We start from the raw sequence: 20,407 nt of genomic DNA, 5'->3' as shown, positions 1-20,407 counted from the left end.
AAACCGCGGCAGGACTGCATGGCTTCGGCCCTCGCCATTTGCACACCGCGAGCGACTTTCAGCTGCTTGTGTGATAGAGAAAAATTTGGCATGGTCGAAGTTAGGACAGTAATACTGTCTCAATTTTAGGCCGCACTCCCGGCACAGGGTTTGCAGCGCCCAGGCTAAATTTAAGAAATAGCGGCTCGCGGAGGACGGCCAGTGGCCCGGTGGGTGCCACGACGCCAAAGCTGCGCCGCCGACGGTGAGGCCGAAGGCCTTATTGATTGAGAGGACGCAAAGCATGAGCCGGTCCGAATTCGAACGCGAAAACCTCAACGCCCCTGGGCTGTCGGTCGCGGCGTCGAAACCGGCCGATTCCACGCACAGCATCGAAAAACACACGTTCCGGCCCGCGGCCGAAGGCCTGTACGACCCCTCGCTGGAAAAGGATTCCTGCGGCGTCGGCTTCATCGCCAACATCAAGGGCAAGAAGTCGCATCAGATCGTCTCTGACGCGCTTCAGATCCTCTGCAACCTCGAACACCGTGGCGCGGTCGGCGCCGACCCGCGCGCCGGCGACGGCGCCGGCATCCTGGTGCAGATCCCGCACGCCTTCTTTGGCCGCAAGGCCAAGGAACTCGGTTTCACGCTGCCCGAACCCGGCACTTACGCCGTCGGCGCGCTGTTCATGCCCAAGGAAAAGGCCTGGCGGAAGGTGATCCAGAGCATCATCGCTGACCAGATCAAGGCCGAGGGGCTGACGCTGCTCGGCTGGCGCGACGTGCCGACCGACAATTCTTCGCTCGGCGAAACCGTCAAGCCGACCGAGCCCGCCAACATGCAGGTGTTCGTCGGCCGCGGCGTCCAGATCAAGGACGAGACCGAGTTCGAACGCCGCCTCTACATCCTGCGCAAGTCGATTTCGCAGGCGATCTACCAGCGCCGCGACCGCGGCATGGCCGGCTATTATCCGTGCTCGCTGTCGTGCCGTACCGTGATCTACAAGGGCATGTTCCTGGCCGACCAGCTCGGCAAGTACTATCCCGATTTGCACGAGGCGGATTTCGAGAGCGCACTGGCGCTGGTGCATCAGCGCTTCTCGACCAATACCTTCCCGACCTGGTCGCTGGCGCATCCTTACCGGATGATCGCGCATAACGGTGAAATCAACACGCTGCGCGGCAACACCAACTGGATGGCGGCGCGGCAGGCTTCCGTGCATTCGGAACTCTACGGCAAGGACATCAGCCGGCTGTGGCCGATCTCCTATGAAGGCCAGTCCGACACCGCCTGCTTCGACAACGCGCTCGAATTCCTGGTGCAAGGCGGCTACTCGCTGCCGCACGCCGTGATGATGATGATTCCGGAAGCGTGGGCCGGCAATCCGCTGATGGATGAGAAGCGCCGCGCCTTCTATGAATATCACGCCGCGATGATGGAGCCTTGGGACGGTCCCGCCGCGATCGCGTTCACCGACGGAAAGCAAATCGGCGCCACCCTCGACCGCAACGGCCTGCGGCCGGCGCGCTATCTCGTGACCTCTGACGATCGCATTGTCATGGCCTCCGAGATGGGCGTGCTCAAGATCCCCGAGGACGAGATCGTCACCAAGTGGCGTCTGCAGCCCGGCAAGATGCTGCTGGTCGACCTCGAACAGGGCCGCTTGATCCCCGACGACGAAATCAAGGCGGCGCTTGCCAAGAGCCATCCCTATCAGGAGTGGCTCAACGGCTCGCAGATCGTGCTTGAAGAATTGCCGGAAGCGCCCACCAAGGGCATGCGCTCGAACCTGCCGCTCTTGGATCGGCAGCAGGCGTTCGGCTACAGCCAGGAAGACATCACCATCCTGATGGCGCCGATGGCCTCCACCGGCGAAGAGGCGGCCGGCTCGATGGGCAACGACACGCCGATCTCGGCGCTGTCGGACAAGGCGAAGCCCCTGTTCACCTACTTCAAGCAGAACTTCGCGCAGGTGACGAACCCGCCGATCGATCCGATCCGTGAGGAGCTGGTGATGAGCCTTGTCTCGATCATCGGGCCGCGGCCGAACCTGTTCGACCTCGAGGGCGTCGCCGCCAGCAAGCGCCTCGAAGTGCGCCAGCCGATCCTGACCGATGCGGACCTCGAGAAGATCCGCTCGATCTCCGAGATTGCGGATACGCATTTCAAGTCACGCACGCTCGACACCACGTTCCACGCCGGTCTCGGCGCGGCCGGCCTCGAGCAGGTGCTCGACGAACTCTGCGCGCGCGCCGAAGCCGCGGTCCGCGAGGGCATCAACATCGTCATCCTGTCCGACCGCATGGCGGGCACGGACCGGATTCCGATTCCCTCGCTGCTCGCCTGCGCCGCCGTGCATCACCACCTGATCCGCACCGGCTTGCGGACCTCGGTCGGTCTCGTCGTCGAATCCGGCGAGCCGCGCGAGGTGCATCACTTTGCGTGCCTGGCCGGCTACGGCGCCGAAGCGATCAACCCGTATCTGGCGTTCGAGACCATCATCGCGATGAAGGACCGCCTGCCCGGCGCGCTCGACGACTACGAGATCGTCAAGCGCTACATCAAGTCGATCGGCAAGGGCCTGTTGAAGGTGATGTCCAAGATGGGCATCTCGACCTACCAGTCCTATTGCGGCGCGCAGATCTTCGATGCCGTGGGCCTGAAGGCCGATTTCGTCGCCAAGTATTTCGCCGGCACCCACACCCGCATCGAGGGCGTGGGGCTGGCCGAGATCGCGGAAGAGACCGCGCGCCGGCACACGGACGCTTTCGGCGATGCGCTCGTCTACAAGACCGCGCTCGATGTCGGCGGCGAATACGCCTACCGCACCCGCGGCGAGGACCATGCGTGGACGGCCGAATCGGTCTCGATCCTGCAGCACGCCGCGCGCGGCAATTCGCTGGAGCGTTATCGGGCCTTCGCGAAAATCCTCAACGAGCAATCCGAGCGGCTGTTGACGCTGCGCGGCCTGTTCAAGATCAAGCCGGCCGAGGACGAGAAGCGCAAACCTATTCCGCTCGACCAGGTCGAGCCGGCCAAGGAGATCGTCAAGCGCTTTGCCACCGGTGCGATGTCGTTCGGCTCGATCTCGCGCGAGGCGCATACGACGCTTGCAATCGCGATGAACCGGATCGGCGGCAAGTCGAACACCGGCGAGGGCGGCGAGGAAGCCGACCGCTTCAAGCCGCTGCCGAACGGCGATTCCATGCGCTCGGCGATCAAGCAGGTGGCCTCGGGCCGCTTCGGCGTCACGACGGAATATCTCGTCAATTCCGACATGATGCAGATCAAGATGGCGCAGGGCGCCAAGCCCGGCGAAGGCGGACAGTTGCCCGGCCACAAGGTCGATGCGACTATCGCCAAGGTGCGGCATTCGACGCCCGGCGTCGGCCTGATCTCGCCGCCGCCGCATCACGACATCTATTCGATCGAAGACCTCGCGCAGCTCATCTACGACCTGAAGAACGTCAATCCGGACGGTCAGGTCTCGGTGAAGCTCGTTTCCGAAATCGGCGTCGGCACCGTGGCCGCGGGCGTGGCGAAGGCGCGGGCCGACCATGTCACCATCGCGGGCTTCGAGGGCGGTACGGGCGCCTCGCCCCTCACCTCGATCAAGCACGCCGGCAGTCCCTGGGAAATCGGCCTCGCCGAAACCCACCAGACGCTGGTGCGCGAACGGCTGCGCAGCCGGATCGTCGTGCAGGTCGACGGCGGTTTCCGTACCGGACGCGACGTCGTGATCGGCGCGCTGCTGGGCGCCGACGAATTCGGCTTTGCCACCGCGCCGCTGATTGCGGCAGGCTGCATCATGATGCGCAAGTGCCATCTCAACACGTGTCCGGTGGGTGTCGCCACGCAAGACCCGGTGCTGCGCAAGCGCTTCACTGGCCAGCCCGAGCACGTGATCAACTACTTCTTCTTCGTCGCCGAAGAAGTTCGCGAGATCATGGCCAGCCTCGGCTATCGCAGCTTCAACGAAATGATCGGCCAGACCCAGATGCTCGACCAGACCAGGCTGGTGGCGCACTGGAAGGCCAAGGGCCTCGACTTCTCCAAGCTGTTCGTGCGGCAGAAGGAAGAAAAGGGCCAGAAGATCTATCGCGCGGAAGCGCAGAACCATCATCTGGAAGCCGTGCTCGACCGCAGGCTGATCGAGAAGGCGCAAGCCGCGCTCGACCGCGGTGCGCCGGTCAAGATCGAGACGGAGATCAACAACACCGACCGCTCGGCGGGCGCGATGCTGTCGGGCGCGGTCGCCAAGATCTACGGCCATGCCGGCCTGCCGCTCGACACCATCTCGGTGAACCTCAAGGGCACGGCTGGCCAGGCGTTCGGCGCCTGGCTCGCTGCCGGCGTCACCTTCGACCTCGAAGGCGTCGCCAACGACTATGTCGGCAAGGGGCTCTCCGGTGGACGGATCATCGTCAAGCCGCCGCGCAATTCCGGCATCGTGCCGGAAGAGTCCATCATCGTCGGCAACACCGTGATGTATGGCGCGATCGAGGGCGAATGCTATTTCCGCGGCATCGCCGGCGAACGCTTCGCCGTGCGCAACTCCGGCGCGGTCGCCGTGGTCGAGGGTGCGGGCGACCACTGCTGCGAATACATGACCGGCGGCATCGTCGTGGTGCTCGGCAAGACCGGACGCAACTTCGCGGCCGGCATGTCGGGCGGCATCGCCTATGTGCTGGATGAAGCCGGTGACTTCGACAAGCTGTGCAACATGGCGATGGTCGAACTCGAACCTGTGCTGTCGGAAGAGATGATCAACGAGGACGCCTATCACGCATCCGGCGATCTCGAGGCGCACGGCCGCGTCGACGTGTTCCAGAACCTGCTCGACTCCGACGTCGAGCGGCTGCACGTCCTGATCACCCGTCACGGCAAGCTGACGGGCAGCAAGCGTGCGGCTGAAATTCTGGCTGACTGGAAAACGTGGCTGCCGAAATTCCGCAAGGTGATGCCGGTCGAATACCGCCGCGCGCTGAAGGAAATGAAGGCCAACGCCGACGCCGAGCCGAAGATCGCGATCGGGGCGTAAACCAAGATCCTCATGGTGAGGAGGCGCCAAGCGCCGTCTCGAACCATGAGGCCGAGACAGTGGCCTTCATCCTTCGAGACGCGACGCGAGCGTCGCTCCTCAGGATGAGGGTCTGAACTAGAGAGACGCAGGGGCTTCGGGTTTTAGATGGGCAAGGTAACCGGTTTTCTCGAATTCGAACGGCACGACCGCAAGTATGCGCCGGTGGCCGATCGGTTGAAGAATTTTCAGGAATTCGTCATCCCCCTGACGGAGAAAGAAACGCGCGACCAGGCCGCGCGCTGCATGAATTGCGGCATTCCATATTGCCACGGCACCGGCTCGGTGGCGCCCGGCACGCCCGGCTGTCCCGTCAACAACCAGATCCCCGACTTCAACGATCTCGTCTATCAGAACAACTGGCAGGAAGCTTCGCGCAACCTGCACTCGACCAACAATTTCCCCGAATTCACCGGGCGCATCTGCCCTGCGCCGTGTGAAGCGTCCTGCACGCTCAACATCGACGACAATCCGGTCACGATCAAAACCATCGAATGTGCAATCGTCGACCGCGCCTGGGAAAACGGCTGGATTACACCGGAAGTCGCGACAGAGAAGACCGGCAAGAAGGTCGCGGTGGTCGGCTCCGGGCCTGCCGGGCTCGCGTGTGCGCAGCAGCTCGCGCGCGCCGGCCACGACGTGCATGTGTTCGAGAAGTTCGCCAAGGCCGGCGGCCTTCTGCGCTACGGCATTCCGGACTTCAAGATGGAGAAGGGCGTCATCGATCGCCGCGTGACGCAGATGGAAGCCGAAGGCGTGACCTTTCACTACGGCAGCCACGTCGGCAACGGCGGCACCGATCCGCACAAGCTGGTCGAGGAATACGACGCGGTGGCGCTGACGGGCGGCGCGGAAGCCCCGCGCGACCTGCTGATTCCCGGCCGAGAGCTCGATGGCATTCACTTTGCGATGGACTTCCTGCCGCAGCAAAATCGCCGCGTCGGCAATGAATCGCTCGATGGCGTGCGCGAGATTCTCGCCGGCGGCAAACATGTCGTCGTGATCGGCGGCGGCGACACCGGATCGGACTGCATCGGCACTTCGTTCCGGCAAGGCGCGCTGTCGGTGACGCAGCTCGAGATCATGCCGGCGCCGCCCGAGCATGAGAACAAGGGCCTGACCTGGCCGAACTGGCCGCTGAAGATGCGCACTTCCTCGAGCCAGGCCGAGGGCGCCAAGCGCGAATACGCTGTGTTGACGCAGAAATTCACCGGCGGTGACGGCAAGGTCGCGAAACTGCATTGCGTGCAGGTCGACGACAAGTTCAAGCCGGTCGCCGGCACCGAATTCGACCTCGACGCAGAGCTCGTGCTGCTCGCGATGGGTTTTGTGCATCCGGTTCACGAGGGGCTGTTGAAGTCGCTCGGCGTCGAACTCGACCCGCGCGGCAATGTGCGCGCCAACACCGCGGACTATCAGACTTCGCTGTCGAAGGTGTTTTCCGCCGGCGACATGCGCCGCGGTCAATCGCTGGTCGTGTGGGCGATCCGCGAGGGGCGGCTCTGCGCCCGGTCCATCGACACCTTCCTGATGGGCTCGACGAATTTGCCGCGGTGATCCGAACTCGTATCCCGGACGAGGTAGCAGTGTCTCTCACGCTGCTCCGCAGAGCCGGGACCAATCTTGATGGACCCCGGATCAGCAGCGCACCGCTAGCGCGCTGCGCAGCGTCCGGGGAACGAGCCTCGCTCAATACGTCAGTTCTGCACCCGGACGCCAAGCATCACGACCGTCGAGGCTGAACTCGCCAGCGGGACGTTGGAATTGAGGATATCCCGCCGCAGCGTGCCCTTGATCCAGAGGTTGCGGGTCATCTTGTAGATGATGTCGCCTTCGTAGGAGTAGGTTTTGTCGAAGCGGCCGTCGCCCTGATAGTCGTAGGTGCCGTAGGTGAATTTGCCGACCGCGGTCAGCCAGCGGCGGAAATCGTGATCGACCTCGAACGTATAGGTGTGGCTCAACACGCCGGAGACGCCGGGCACGATGATCTCATCGATCGAGGTGGTGGAATTGAACTTCGCCGTGGTCAGCGGCGTCGCGGTCCAAGTCAGCGACGATGACGTCAACAGGCCGTCGAGCCGGCTGAGGCGCGGATCGGCGTAGCTGCGCTCGGCCCAGCCGACCGCGAGTTCGCCGGTGAGCAGCCGGGTGAATTCGAACGAGGTGCCGGCCTTGGCGTAGCCGCCGGTTGAATCGCGCGCAAAGCCAGAATTGTCGAGATACTGGTCGTGGACGCGGCTGTCGCCTTCGGCCTCGACGAACGGCCTCACGCCCGGCAGGAGATCGTAACTGACGCGTCCGACGCCGCCATACTGGTTGAAGGCGCGATCGGCGTTGCTCGCGATCGAGCCGTCGGTGAGCAGGGAGTTCTGATAGACCGTGCGATCGAACGTGGCGCCCGCCGCGACATCCAGCCGGTTGAATTGCTGGTCGATCCCGACCGTGGAGCCGAAGGTCGCAAACACCGGATATTTGGCTAGCCCCGCCGCGACGTTGGGGCTGCCGGGATTGTCGGTGCCGACGCGCAGGCGCACTTCGGAGGTGAGGTGGGTGAAGTCTGTCACGTCGAGCCGGCCGTCGACATGGCCGATGAAATCCGGCCGGTTGATGTCGGTCGGCGCCGACGAAATCGCGCCGTCGACGATCGGCGGCAGGCTGTTGCCGTAACCGGTGTAGGAGCCGCGCAGATCGGCGACCAGCGCATGCCGCTCCCAGTCGGACACCGCCACAAATTCCGGCGCTACCACCCAGAACGGCACGCCATGCGGTTCGACTAGGCGGCCGGGGTTGGTGTCGTACCCGCCGCGCAATTCGACCGCGGACTTGATTAGGAAGCTGCCGACGTAATCGCCGACCGGCCCAAAGGGATCGACATCGACCGGCAACGGCTTGCGCGCGGGCTGGCCCACGGCGGTGCCCGCCATCGCTGCCGGCATCGGCGGCTTGCTGGAGCTCAGCGAAGGCGGCGGCGAAATGCGCACACGCGCATTCGGATTGGTCGAACCCCTGGTCTCGGCCGGCGCCGGGGTGCCCGGTCCCGGCGACGATTTCGGCTTGGCCTGTCCGGGATAAAACTTCGGCTGCTTGCGCTTGCGATTGAGCGAATCGAAACCGGCTTCCGCCGCGCCATTGGCGGCCGGCAGGCCATATTTGGGGATCTCGCCGATCCGCGACGGCGCCGGCGGCGTCTTCTTTCGGCGCTGCGCGTCGGCCACGGGATCGCCCGTCGTATCGGCGGTGGTGTCGCCGGTCTTGTCGCTGGTTTTGCGCAGAAACGAATCCTGCGGCGTCAGGTAGCCGTCGCGGATCGGACGCAGGAGATCGGACGTCAGGGTCTGGGCTTTGACGGGCGAGGCCACCGCGATCACCGCAAGACACGGCAGCACGGCGCGCAACAAGGTCACGCGCTTGCTGTGGCCGCTGAATGGCCTCGGCATCACGATTGAAATACCCCAGCAATTTCAAACGCTTGCCTAAACGACCACAGCGGCCGGCTCGGAAACGTCGTTAACGGAGTTAAAACAATTATGGTTAATGAGCCGTTGAGAACGGCCGCTCGCGTCGCCTTCCAGGGGCGCGCGTGATAGGAAGACGATCCACTCTGAGAGCCCCCTTCGGAACCACGCATGCGTCCTTCGAAACCGCTGATGGCCAATTCAACCGGCACCGATTCCGCCACCGCCGCCGTCCAGTCGGCCTTACGCACCCTGGAAGCCGAAGGCAGCGGCATCGCCGCCATCGAAGCCGCGCTGCGCTCCGATCTCGGCGAACCGTTCGCCCGCGCCACCGACCTCATTCGCGGCGCCAAGGGACGGTTGATCGTCACCGGCCTTGGCAAGTCCGGCCATATCAGCCGCAAGATCGCCGCGACCTTTGCCTCCACCGGCACGCCTGCCTTCTTCGTGCATGCGGCGGAAGCAAGCCATGGCGATCTCGGCATGATCACGACCGACGACGTCATCCTGGCGCTGTCGTGGTCCGGCGAGCAGCCGGAGATGAAGGCGCTGATCAGCTACGCCAAGCGGTTCCGCATCCCGCTGATCGCGATGACCGCGGAACGCGACTCGACGCTGAGCCAGGCGGCCGACGTGGCGCTGGCGCTGCCGAGGGCGCGCGAGGCCTGCCCGCATAACCTGGCGCCCACCACCTCCTCGCTGATGATGCTGGCGCTCGGCGATGCGCTGGCGATCGCGCTGCTGGAGGGCCGCGGCTTCACGTCGGTCGATTTCAGCGTGCTGCATCCCGGCGGCAAGCTCGGCGCCATGCTGAAACATATCGGTGACATCATGCATACCGGCGCGGCAGTGCCGCTAAAGCCGCTCGGCACAAGCATGTCGGACGCCCTCGTCGAAATGACGTCGAAGGGCTTTGGCTGCGTCGGCATTGTCGATGCGCGCGGCGCCGTGGTCGGCATCGTCACCGACGGCGACCTGCGCCGTCACATGGGGCCCGGCCTGATGACGGCCGTGGTCGACGACGTCATGACGAAAAATCCCAAGACGATCCGCAGCACCTTGCTGGCGGGCGAAGCGCTGGAAGTTCTCAACGCCTCGAAGATCACGGCGCTGATCGTGACCGAAGCCAGCAAGCCGGTCGGCATCATCCACATGCACGATCTGCTGCGGGCGGGCGTGGCGTAGCTCACGCCATCATCCCGGAAACCTGGCCGCCTTTTCTTCCAGCGGCAGGCGCAGTCCGTTCGCCAGATATGAGACGGTGCGATAAAAGCCGCAGAGCAGAAATATCTCGAGGATTTTTGCGCCGCTATAGTGCGAGGCGAGCTTCGAAAATTCATCGTCGCTGAGCGTCGAGCGCGCATGCAGGGCGTCGACCGCGGCCAGCAATGCGCGCTCGGCATCCGTCCAGCAGGCGGCATCGGCGCCTTCTCGCACGGTGGCACGGATCTCGGCTTCGCTTAGCCGGGCGGCTTCCACAAACGTCGCGACGTGAACGCCCCATTCGTACTCGCAACCATTGAGCGCACAGGTACGGTCGATGACGATCTCGCGTTCGCGCAGGCTCAGCGGACCCCGATCCAGCAGGCTGCCGCTGCGAAACTTTTCCCAGGCGCGCGGGTTCGAGGCGATGACCCGAAACAGCATCAACGGCGGCGCGCCGCGCATGATGCGGTCGAACTGGCCCTGAATTTCCGGTGCATAGGGCGGTTCAAGCGGGGCAATTCGCGACATGGCTGGACTCCGTGCTACAATAACAGTAGCGAAATGCTACATTATTTGTAGCGCGCCGCAAGACGAAAATGGAGAGACCATGCCGAAACCGCCCCCACCTTCCCGCAAACCCGTCGGCAAAGGCCGGGTGCGCGGGTCCCGGAGCGGACGGCCGATCATGGTGCTGCTCGACCTGTTCGGGCGGCGCTGGTGTTTGCGGATTCTGTGGGAGCTGCGCGAGGCGCCGATGACCTCGCGGAGCTTGCGCGCCGCTTGCGACGAGGCGTCGCCGACGGTGCTGAACGAGCGGTTGAAAGAATTACGCGAGGCGGGCTTTATCGCGCTTGTCCCGGATGCCGGTTATGGCCTAACGCAAATGGGCCGGGAATTGCTCGGGACACTCCTGCCGCTCCATCGCTTCGCCGAGCGCTGGAGGAAAGAGCAGTGCGGCTAGATCAGGCCGCAGCGACCGTCAGGCTGGCGCCGTCAGCCTGCACGATCCGCACCCGGCTGCCCGCCGGCGCGTCGGGACCGGAAACCCGCCAAACGGTGTCGTCGATCCGCACCGTGCCGGCGCCGTCGACAATGGGCTTTTCCAGCGTGAAGACGCGCCCGACCAGCGCGTCCGTGCGCTTGTTGAGGAAGGGATTGCTGACGCTGACCGCCGTGTTGCTGCGCGCCAGGCGCCGCCACACCGGCACGGCAAGAACAGCGAAGACCGCAAACATCAGGATCTGGACCTGCCACGATGGCGCATAGGCGAATGAGATCAGCCCGGTCAGCAGCGCTGCGAGTCCGAGCCAGAACAGGAAAACGCCGGGCGCGAACAATTCCAGCGCCATCATGATGACGCCGAAGATCAGCCAGTTCCAGGTACCCAGGGTAACGAAGATCCCGTTCATGGATATGCCCTCGTCTTACACCGCTGGCGGCACCGGCGGAGGATTACCTGATGTCGGCACCGAGGCGCGGCGCGCGGCGGCCTGCGCCGATAGCGCGCTCTCGCCGAAGGTCGCTTTCGCGATCTCGCCGATACCGGCGAGCGAGCCCAGCAGGCTCGCCGCCTCGATCGGCAGCATGATGACCTTCTGGTTCGGCGAATCCGCCAGTTGGCCGAACGCCTTGATGTATTTGTCGGCGATAAAATAGTTCAGCGCGGCGACGTCGCCCTTGGCGATCGCTTCCGACACCATCTGCGTCGCCTTGGCCTCGGCCTCGGCGGAGCGCTCGCGCGCCTCGGCGTCACGGAACGCGGCCTCCTTCCGGCCCTCGGCCTGCAATATCTGGCCCTGCTTGGCGCCCTCCGCGCGCAGGATTTCCGACTGGCGCTGACCCTCGGCCTGCAGGATGTCGGCGCGCTTGACGCGCTCGGCCTTCATCTGCCGGCCCATCGCTTCGACGAGGTCGGCCGGCGGCACGATGTCCTTGATCTCGATCCGGTTGACCTTCAAGCCCCAGGGCGACACCGCGGCGTCGACCACACGCAGCAGGCGCTCGTTGATCTCGTCACGGTGCGAGAGCACCTGGTCGAGGTCCATCGCGCCCATCACCGAGCGGATGTTGGTCATGGTCAGCACGATGATCGCCTGTTCGAGGTTGGAGACTTCGTAGCTCGCCTTTGCGGCGTCGAACACCTGGAAGAACGCGACGCCGTCGGCCGTCACCGTGGCATTGTCCTTGGTGATTACTTCCTGCTCGGGAATGTTGATCACCTGCTCCATCATGTTCATCTTGCGGCCGACGCGGTCGAAGTAGGGAACGATGATGTTCAACCCCGGCGACAGCGTGCGGGTGTATTTGCCGAAGCGTTCGACGGTCCAGTTATAGCCTTGCCCCACGGTCTTGACGCCGGCGAACAGGGTGAAGATCACCAACAGGACAAGCGCAATAGCGAAGATGTCGAAACCGGTCATACAAATCTCCTAGTGTGGCGACACTGACGTTCCTTTCAGTGCGGCCCCGAACTCCTCGAAGGAAGGTCAGAGTCAAAGCCACACTAGAATTATATCGTTACTAGTGTCCCTTTGGTTCTGACATTCGTAAAAGTGCCTGCTGCGAAAAAAATACGAATGTCAGAACCGGGACACTAGCGGCAAATAGCGCTGAAAGCGCGAAAACGCCGCGTCTCGCAAACGCCAATCGTTCGCAAGCAACGGCAAACCCTTTTACTTGGTCGCCATTACAAGATGTAGGGTTCGGTAAATAGAAAAGCGAGTGGTTAGATCCAGCCCTGGAGCTCGCGCAAAACCAGCTGGCGGATCATGTCCATGCCGACTTCGCTGTCGTTCAGGCAGGGAATGAAGGAAAATTGCTCGCCGCCATGATGCTGGAAAATCTCGGCATTTTCCTGCGCGATTTCTTCCAGCGTTTCCAGGCAGTCGGCGGCAAAGCCGGGCGTGACGACGGCAACACGGCGCACGCCATCCTTGGCCAGCCGTTCCATGGTCTTGTCGGTATAGGGCTGAAGCCATTCATCGAAGCCGAAACGCGACTGAAAGGTGAGCAGCAGTTTCGCTGGCTCGAGGTTCAGGCGTTTGCGCAGCGCTTCCACCGTCGCCATGCACTGGCGTTCATAGGGATCGCCCTTCTCGACATATTTTTTCGGCATGCCGTGAAATGACGCGACGATGACGTCAGGCTGAAACGAGAGACCTTTCAGGTGCGCCTCGATCGAGACGGCGAGCGCTTCGACATAGGCAGCGTCGTCGTAATAGGGCGGCGTTACCCGCAAGGTCGGCTGCGCGCGCATGGACGCGAGCACGCGAAAGACCTCGTCACACACCGTTGCCGAGGTCGCTGCCGAATATTGCGGATAGAGCGGCATGACCAGCAGGCGATCGCAGCCCTGCGCGGTCAGTGCGTTGACCCGCGAAGAGATCGAGGGGTTGCCGTAGCGCATCGCCCAGTCGACCACGACGCGGTCGCCCGCGATATCGGCGGCGAGTTTTTCGGACTGCGCCCGCGTGATGGTGGCGAGTGGCGATTCATTTTTCTCGGTGTTCCAGATCTTGCGGTAGTCGCGGGCCTTGCGGCTGGGACGCGTGCGCAGAATGATGCCGTTGAGGACAAGCTTCCACACCAGGCCCTGATTCTCGATCACGCGCGGGTCGGAGAGAAATTCCTTGAGGTAGACGCGAACGCCGCGCGTGTCGGCGGTATCGGGCGTGCCGAGATTGACCAGCAGCACGCCGACGCGCTCCGGCCCGATGCCGGCAACTGACTTTGAAGGATCGGTTGGCGGGGCCATGCTCATGGGAGCTGGCTTCGCGCGCCCGACCATCCTTGTCAAGATTGCACCGGGTTCGATACTCTGAATGTCACGTCGCGAGGCGATTTCGGTATCGCCGGGCGCTAGTGTGCCGGTTTTGACATTCGTATCCTGTCGCAACGAGCACTTTTACGAATGTCAAAATCAAAAGGACACTAGCAAATATATGATTCTAGTGTGGCTTTGACGCTGACGTTCCTTTGAAGTTATCACCGCGAAACTGAAAGGAACGTCAGCTTCGCCACACTGCGTGGGAGGAAGTATGACAATCGCCGAGTGGTGCGTATTCTTGAGCCTGATGCTCTACCTCCTGAGCATAGCCCCGGTAAAATGGCTCAGGGTTGGCCGTTTCGACAATTCCAAGCCGCGCGACCCGACCTTCTACGAAGATCCGATTGCTGCACGGGCACTGGGCGCGCACCAGAACGGGATCGAGTCGTTCCCATTCTTTGCCGTTGCGGTGCTGCTCGCCGAATTTCGCGCCTGCCCGCAAAACCTGATCAATGAACTCGCCGTGCTGTTCGTGATCGTGCGGATCGCCTATGTCTTCACCTATATCGGCAACCGGCCGACGTTGCGCTCGATCCTGTGGTCGATCGGCTTTGCGATCAATATCGCGATCTTCTTCCTGCCGGCGCTGCGCAAGTTCCTGCCGCTATAAAATCGGCTGGAGACACGTCAGCGGCTCGGCAAAGAGATAGCCGGTCAGAAGACCAATCCCGAACAGCAGCACGAGCCCCGCGGCGGCAAATTCGATGCCCCGCATGACGAGCGCGCCGCGGCCGTCGCTCGCGCCACTGATGCGGTGTGCTATGCCTTTTGCCGTTACCGCCAGCACCGCGATCGCCGCGACTGTAATGGCGGTGCCGAGCCCCATCACGAACGTGGCGGCAATGCCGGCCCAGAACAGGCCCTGTGCCAGCGCGAACACCAAGACCAGGATGGCGCCGGAACACGGCCGCAGGCCCACCGCAAAGATCGCGCTTAAGCCGCGCGACCATCCGCCGGGCCCGGCCAATTCGCCCGGCATTGGGCCATGGGAATGGCCGCAATGCTCGTCGTGGACGTGCACGTGGTCATGGCCATGATCGTGGTGTGCATGATCGCGATGGGCGTGATCATGCGGACCATCGTGCGAATGGTCATGGTCATGATGGTGGACGTGACCATGAGAGGCCGAGGCCAGCGCCAGTTCAGGACCTGGCGAGTGAGCCTGCAACGCCCGAATGAAGCCCGCGCCCTTGGTCCAGACCAGACGCGCGCCAAATGCCGCGATCAGACCATAGCTCGCGATCGCAATCACCCTCTCCGCCCCGCACATGGTTTTTGCGGTGATGTTGAGCAGCCAGGCACCGATGGCGACAATCAGCACCGCGACCAGCGACTGCAACATCGCCGAGACGAATGAGAGCACGATGCCGCGCTTTGCGGTTTCCTGGTTGGCGACGAGATAGGACGAAATCACCGCTTTGCCGTGGCCGGGACCCGCGGCGTGAAAGATCCCGTAGGCGAACGAGATCGCCAGCAGCCCCCAAACCGCGCTGCCGTCGGACTTGGCGGCGCGAATGGTGGAGGACATCTCGCGATAGAATTCGGATTGTTTGGCCAGCAGCCATCCGATCAGGCCACCGGACTGTTCGGTCGCCGGCGGACGCACCCCGCCAAATGGCGTCTGCGCCGCAACGATGTGAGCCACGCCGTCAGCCGCCAGCACCGCGGCCACCGCAAGCGCGCCAACCGCGAGCGCGCGGCTGAGGCGCAAGGTGCCCTCGCCCGGCTTCACGGGCACGTTACCGTGATCTTGTTGGCGAACATCGCGCCGAAATTGGCATTGCCGCCGTCGGTAAAATTCTGCTCGCCAAGCGCCTGCGCGCTCGCCGCACCGTCATTCGGCCGCTGCAAGTCGAACCCGCACGCCGCGGGCGCGCCGACCAGTTTCACCGGATCCTTGTCGGCGAGCTTGAAGTCGACAAAGAAAGTCGGATCGAACACCTCGACTGCAAGCACCTTTGGCTTGACCGGCGTCTTCAGCGGCAAGGTGAAATGCAGCACCAGAAGGCCGCCCTTGTATTCGAGGAAGTAGTCGACCGGCTCCTCGAATTTCGCCTTCTTGCCGTCGGCCTTGGCAAAGGTGAAGTAGCCGAACTCCTTTAGCGACTCGACATTGGTCTGGGCGAGCGGGGCCAGTTCTTCGTGGGTGTAGACGCCCTTTTTCTTAGTCTCGATCCCCTGCAAGGCATAGGTCGAGAACATGTCGTCAAACGTCCAGGCGTGACGCACCCCCGTGACCGAGCCGTCGGGTGCGTACATCAACTCGCTGATCGAGGTGATCCAGACATGCGGATGGGCCTGCGCTGCCGTTGCGCCAAGCAGACCGAAGCTGACGAAGAATAGCAGGCCGACGAGACGCCACGGCTTCATCTCAGGCAGCCTCTGAGGTTTCCAGGAGGCCACGGCGGCGCAACAGCGCGTCGGGCTCGGGCTCCCGGCCGCGGAAGGCCACATAGGCCTCTTCCGGATCGCGCGAGCCGCCGGAGGAATAGATGTCGTCGTGCAGCCGTTTGGCGACGGCAGGGTCAAAAATATTGCCGGCCTCCTCGAACGCGCCGAAGGCGTCGGCGTCCATCACCTCCGACCACATATAGCTGTAATAGCCGGAGGCATAGTGATCGCCGGAGAAGATGTGGCCGAATTGCTGCGGCCGGTGGCGCATCGCGATTTCCGCCGGCATGCCGATCTTTTCCAGTTCCCGGCTCTCAAAGGCATGCACGTCAGCACTCGCCGATGCCGGCTGGGTGTGGAATTCGAGGTCGAGCAGCGCTGAGGCCACGAACTCGACCGTGGCAAAGCCCTGGTTGAATTTCCGTGCGGCGATGAAACGCCGGAGCAGGTCGTCCGGCAGCGGCTCGCCGGTCTGGTAGTGCCGGGCGAACTGCCGCAACACCTGCGGCTGCTCCTGCCAATGTTCGTAAAGCTGCGAGGGCAGTTCGACGAAGTCCGTAAAGACACTGGTGCCGGACAGCGAGGGGTAGACGACGTCCGACAGCATGCCGTGCAGGCCGTGGCCGAACTCGTGGAACAGCGTGCGGGCATCGTCCGGCGACAGGAGGGACGGCTCACCATCGGCGCCCTTGGAGAAGTTGCAGACGTTGAGGATCACGGGCGCGACTTCGCCATCGAGCTTCTGCTGGTCGCGGAGCGAGGTCATCCAGGCGCCGGAGCGTTTGGAGGGCCGGGCGAAGTAGTCGCCATAGAACAGCGCCGTGTGCTTGCCGTCGCGATCCCTGACCTCCCAGACGCGCACGTCGGGATGCCAGACCGGCACGTCCTTGCGCTCTTCGAAGGAGAGGCCGAACAGGCGGGCGGCGCAGTCGAAGGCGGCCTCGATCATGTGGTCGAGCGAGAGATAGGGCTTGATCGCGGCATCGTCGAAATTGGCTTTCATCTGCCGCAGCTTCTCGGCATAGTAGCGCCAGTCCCAGGCGGCGAGGGCGAAATTGCCGCCCTCGGCCACGATCATCTCCTGAAGTCCGTCGCGATCCCTCAGCGTCCGCTCCCGCGCCGGCTTCCAGACCCGCTCCAGCAGGCCACGTACGGCCTGCGGCGTCTTGGCCATGGAATCCTCCAGCCGGTAGGCGGCGAAGGTCGGGTAGCCCAGCAACCTAGCGCTCTCCTCGCGGAGCGCGAGAATCTCGACAATGGTGGCGGTGTTGTCGTTGGCGTTGCCGTTGTCGCCGCGGGCGATGAAGGCCTTGTAGAGCTTCTCGCGCAGGTCGCGGCGCGGCGAGGTCTTCAGGAACGGCTCCACGAAGGAGCGCGACAGCGTCACGATCGCCTTGCCGGGGAGCCCCCGCTCCTCGGCGGCGGCCCGGGCGGCCGCGACGAAGCTGTCCGAAAGCCCCTCGCGGTCGGCCTCGCCAAGCTCCATGAACCATTCCTGCTCGTCGGCAAGCAGGTGATGGCTGAAGGTCGTCCCGAGATGGGCCAGTCGCTCGTTGATCTCGGCCATCCGTACTTTTGCCGCCTCGTCGAGCCCGGCGCCGGCGCGGTGGAAGCGCGTATAGGTGCGCTCGAGCAGCCGCAGCTGTTCAGCCGTGAGGCCAAGCGTCGCCCGCTTCTCGTGCAGCTGGGCGATCCGGCCGAACAGCACGGCGTTCATCATGATCGGATTCCAGTGCCGCGCCATCCGGAGCGACACTTCCTTGTCGGCCTCGAGCAGCGCCGGATTGGAATGCGCCGACACCAGCGCGTAGAAGACCGACGAGACCCTGGTGAGCAGCTTGCCCGAGCGCTCCAGCGCCGTGATGGTGTTGTCGAAGTCGGCCTGCGCGGGATCGTGGGTGATCGCGGCGACCTCGGCGGCGTGGTCGGCGAAGGCCTGCTCGAACGCCGGCAAAAACATCTCCGGCGCGATCTCGGCAAAGGGTGGCGTTTCGAACGGCGTCTGCCACGGCCGCAGCAGCGGGTTGGCCTGCGCAGATTGAGGAGCCTGTGCCTGGTCTTCTGACATCGAAAATCCCGTTTTGAATGCCGATTTGAGGCTTCAGGCTATATCACGCGGTGCGGCTTTTTTGGGCCTTTTGCGCTTGATACGAGCCGGCTTTTCATAGAGATTGCGGCCCGAAAACAGGAACTGACAGAGAATTGACGGGTTCACGTCCATGAGTGCGCAGACCTCTCCGACCACTGGCCGCCAGATCGTCTGGCCGAGCGTCATCACCGTCATCAGCGCGGCGATCCTGATCGGCGCCGAAGTGTTCGGCGCCGCGTTTGCCGGCGGCTGGGCGCTCGCGATCCTGGTGCCACCGGAGACATTTGCTCTGAGCATCTCTCAGGACGCGTGGGCCCATGGTCTGCAGGCTGTCTTATTTGCGATCGGCGTGTTCGTGATGATCACCTTCATCCGCGCCGCTCAGCGCGTCGAGCCTTTCACCCGCCGCAGCTGATTCGCATCTGACGCGCTCACCGCGGACAAGCGCGGTTCATCGCGCGCGAGAACGTTACGCTTCCTTAAACAAACTTAACGTGCGTTCATTTTCGATGCCGCTTTCGCGCGTCGCGCGCGGCGACGTAATCGCGTGTTAGGGAAATTTGCGCTCAGCCTAAAAAAATTGTTGCGAAGCAGAGTCAAAAAGATTATGTGCGTTCTTGCCCAATTTCGCACGTGCCTGTGGTCGTGTGTCAGTCGGTAGGTATCCGGACAAGAGGCCGGACAGCCGCCAAGGGATGAAGAACCGAGGGTCGCTCAGGTCCGAGACGTCAAAGTCGACAAGACTTTTCAAGTCGAAGACTCCAGAGGCCAGCCTCTCTCTCCAGAGATGCCGTTGAAGGTCCCTTCATTTCCTTGCAACCGTGACTGGCAGCCGGAGGCGAACCGGCGCACCTCGTTCTCAACGGGGGACGCGACTTAAAGCAACGACGGATCGGGCTTTTTTGGTCTCTACCGGCATTCCACCGCCGGCGCGGGCTACTGAAAAGGCTTGTCCTTCATTGCCAGGTGATCGGGCGGGAAAATTCCCAACCAATCCAACGGCAGCACAGTTCGGTTCTGAGTTCGAGGCTTCGTCGCGTCTCCATCGTGCGACCAGGTCACGACACTTACGACCGAGATCATTTTGAACGGGCCCCGTCGCTTGGGCCGTTTGGAGGGTGCTATGACCGAACGCATCATGGAATTCCTGCGTAGCCGCCGGAACGAAGGCAACGACGTTGAGCCCTGCCTCGTCGTCGACCTCGACGTCGTGCGCGACAACTATCAGAACTTCGCCAAGGCGCTGCCCGACAGCCGCGTGTTCTACGCGGTGAAGGCAAACCCGGCCCCGGAAGTGCTGTCGCTGCTGGCCTCGCTCGGGTCGTGCTTCGATACCGCGACCGTTGCGGAGATCGAGATGGCGCTGGCCGCCGGTGCGGCGGCTGACCGCATCTCCTTCGGCAACACGATCAAGAAGGAGCGCGACATCGCGCGTGCCTTCGCGCTCGGCATTCGGCTGTTCGCAGTCGATTGCGCCGCCGAAGTCGAAAAGGTCGCCCGTGCCGCTCCGGCTGCGAAGGTGTTCTGCCGCATTCTCTACGACTGCGCCGGCGCCGAATGGCCGCTGTCGCGGAAGTTCGGCTGCGACCCGGAAATGGCGGTCGAGGTGCTCGACCTCGCCAAGCGTCTGGGCCTGGAGCCGTGCGGGATCTCCTTCCACGTCGGCTCGCAGCAGCGCAAGGTGAAGGCTTGGGACCGCGCTTTGGCGATGGCCTCCCAGGTGTTTCGCAACTGCGCCGAGCGGGGAATCAACCTCTCCATGGTCAACATGGGCGGTGGATTCCCGACCAAGTACCTCAAGGACGTTCCTCCGGTCGTGCAGTACGGCCGGTCGATCTTCCGCGCGCTGCGCAAGCATTTCGGCAACCAGATCCCGGAAACGATCATCGAACCGGGCCGCGGCATGGTCGGCAATGCTGGCATCATCGAGTCCGAAGTCGTCCTGATCTCCAGGAAGAGCGACGAGGACGAGGTGCGCTGGGTGTACCTGGATATCGGCAAGTTCGGTGGTCTCGCCGAGACCATGGACGAGTCGATCCGCTACGCGATCCGCACCCCGCATGACGGGGCGGAAATGACGCCGTGCGTGCTCGCAGGTCCGACCTGCGATTCCGCCGACGTCATGTACGAGAAGATGCCGTATCCGCTTCCCGTAACGCTCGAGATTGGCGACAAGGTGCTGATCGAGGGAACCGGGGCGTATACGTCGACTTACTCGTCGGTGGCCTTCAACGGCATTCCGCCGCTCAAGACCTACCACATCTGACCCGGCCTCTTTGAAGGCCTGACATCATCGGGAGCCGGCTCGCCGGCTCCTTATCCTGACATTGCCGATTTGGACAACGCAGCTGCGGGCTTTGCCGCGCGTGTGCTGTGGA

15 protein-coding genes are annotated in these 20,407 nt (G+C 63.4%); 7 read left to right on the top strand and 8 right to left on the bottom strand.

The genetic code is table 11. The annotated features are described in order from the left end of the window. Positions 1-283 precede the first annotated feature (283 nt). Together gltB and BUA38_RS18635 are read left to right on the top strand one after the other, a co-directional pair. The gene (gltB, locus tag BUA38_RS18640) at positions 284-5,023 is read left to right on the top strand and encodes a glutamate synthase large subunit (protein WP_072820010.1); all 4,740 of its coding nucleotides are present in this window, start codon (positions 284-286) and stop codon (positions 5,021-5,023) included. Positions 5,024-5,170: 147 nt separating this feature from the next. Continuing rightward, positions 5,171-6,619: a glutamate synthase subunit beta gene (locus BUA38_RS18635; protein ID WP_072820008.1), complete on the top strand. Its 1,449-nt coding sequence runs from the start codon at positions 5,171-5,173 to the stop codon at positions 6,617-6,619. 140 nt (positions 6,620-6,759) lie between these two features. Here BUA38_RS18635 and BUA38_RS18630 read toward each other — a convergent pair whose 3' ends face one another. Beyond that, positions 6,760-8,499: an outer membrane beta-barrel protein gene (locus BUA38_RS18630; RefSeq protein ID WP_072820006.1), complete on the bottom strand. Its 1,740-nt coding sequence runs from the start codon at positions 8,497-8,499 to the stop codon at positions 6,760-6,762. A gap of 189 nt (positions 8,500-8,688) precedes the next feature. On the opposite strand from BUA38_RS18630, the gene BUA38_RS18625 reads away from it, so the two are divergent. Beyond that, a complete protein-coding gene (locus BUA38_RS18625) occupies positions 8,689-9,702 on the top strand; it encodes a KpsF/GutQ family sugar-phosphate isomerase (protein ID WP_072820004.1) in 1,014 nt (337 codons plus the stop codon). A 9-nt stretch (positions 9,703-9,711) separates the two neighbouring features. Here BUA38_RS18625 and BUA38_RS18620 read toward each other — a convergent pair whose 3' ends face one another. After that, a complete protein-coding gene (locus BUA38_RS18620; RefSeq protein WP_072820002.1) occupies positions 9,712-10,251 on the bottom strand; it encodes a carboxymuconolactone decarboxylase family protein in 540 nt (179 codons plus the stop codon). Positions 10,252-10,330: 79 nt separating this feature from the next. On the opposite strand from BUA38_RS18620, the gene BUA38_RS18615 reads away from it, so the two are divergent. Continuing rightward, positions 10,331-10,684: a winged helix-turn-helix transcriptional regulator gene (locus tag BUA38_RS18615; RefSeq protein WP_072820000.1), complete on the top strand. Its 354-nt coding sequence runs from the start codon at positions 10,331-10,333 to the stop codon at positions 10,682-10,684. A gap of 1 nt (position 10,685) precedes the next feature. Here BUA38_RS18615 and BUA38_RS18610 read toward each other — a convergent pair whose 3' ends face one another. From BUA38_RS18610 to hemH, 3 genes are all read right to left on the bottom strand, one after another. Beyond that, positions 10,686-11,132, bottom strand: a complete 447-nt coding sequence (locus tag BUA38_RS18610; RefSeq protein ID WP_072819998.1) for an NfeD family protein — start codon at positions 11,130-11,132, stop codon at positions 10,686-10,688. 15 nt (positions 11,133-11,147) lie between these two features. Continuing rightward, complete coding sequence (locus BUA38_RS18605; protein WP_072819996.1) at positions 11,148-12,143, bottom strand: SPFH domain-containing protein; 996 nt, start codon at positions 12,141-12,143, stop codon at positions 11,148-11,150. Between the two features lie 305 nt (positions 12,144-12,448). Beyond that, positions 12,449-13,483, bottom strand: coding sequence for a ferrochelatase (gene hemH / locus BUA38_RS18600; RefSeq protein WP_072826224.1), 1,035 nt, complete (start codon positions 13,481-13,483; stop codon positions 12,449-12,451). Between the two features lie 277 nt (positions 13,484-13,760). Here hemH and BUA38_RS18595 point away from each other — a divergent pair, with 277 nt between their 5' ends. Beyond that, a complete protein-coding gene (locus BUA38_RS18595; RefSeq protein ID WP_072819994.1) occupies positions 13,761-14,159 on the top strand; it encodes an MAPEG family protein in 399 nt (132 codons plus the stop codon). On the opposite strand, the gene BUA38_RS18590 is transcribed toward BUA38_RS18595, so the two are convergent. The 3 genes from BUA38_RS18590 to BUA38_RS18580 are packed head-to-tail and all read right to left on the bottom strand — an operon-like array spanning position 14,154 to position 18,008. Further along, positions 14,154-15,287, bottom strand: a complete 1,134-nt coding sequence (locus BUA38_RS18590; protein ID WP_072819993.1) for a nickel/cobalt transporter — start codon at positions 15,285-15,287, stop codon at positions 14,154-14,156. The genes BUA38_RS18595 and BUA38_RS18590 overlap by 6 nt on opposite strands. Further along, complete coding sequence (locus BUA38_RS18585; RefSeq protein WP_072819992.1) at positions 15,278-15,919, bottom strand: DUF1007 family protein; 642 nt, start codon at positions 15,917-15,919, stop codon at positions 15,278-15,280. Before BUA38_RS18585 ends, BUA38_RS18590 begins: the two co-directional genes overlap by 10 nt. Position 15,920: 1 nt before the next feature. Next, complete coding sequence (locus BUA38_RS18580) at positions 15,921-18,008, bottom strand: M3 family metallopeptidase (RefSeq protein WP_072819991.1); 2,088 nt, start codon at positions 18,006-18,008, stop codon at positions 15,921-15,923. A gap of 151 nt (positions 18,009-18,159) precedes the next feature. On the opposite strand from BUA38_RS18580, the gene BUA38_RS18575 reads away from it, so the two are divergent. Together BUA38_RS18575 and BUA38_RS18570 are read left to right on the top strand one after the other, a co-directional pair. Continuing rightward, a complete protein-coding gene (locus BUA38_RS18575) occupies positions 18,160-18,444 on the top strand; it encodes a hypothetical protein (RefSeq protein WP_072819990.1) in 285 nt (94 codons plus the stop codon). A 708-nt stretch (positions 18,445-19,152) separates the two neighbouring features. Next, complete coding sequence (locus BUA38_RS18570) at positions 19,153-20,295, top strand: type III PLP-dependent enzyme (RefSeq protein WP_072819989.1); 1,143 nt, start codon at positions 19,153-19,155, stop codon at positions 20,293-20,295. Positions 20,296-20,407 lie beyond the last annotated feature (112 nt).

Source organism: Bradyrhizobium erythrophlei (assembly GCF_900142985.1).
Lineage (GTDB): Bacteria > Pseudomonadota > Alphaproteobacteria > Rhizobiales > Xanthobacteraceae > Bradyrhizobium > Bradyrhizobium erythrophlei_B.
Note: the sequence above shows the minus strand (reverse complement) of the source record. Positions and strands in the feature narration are given on the sequence as shown.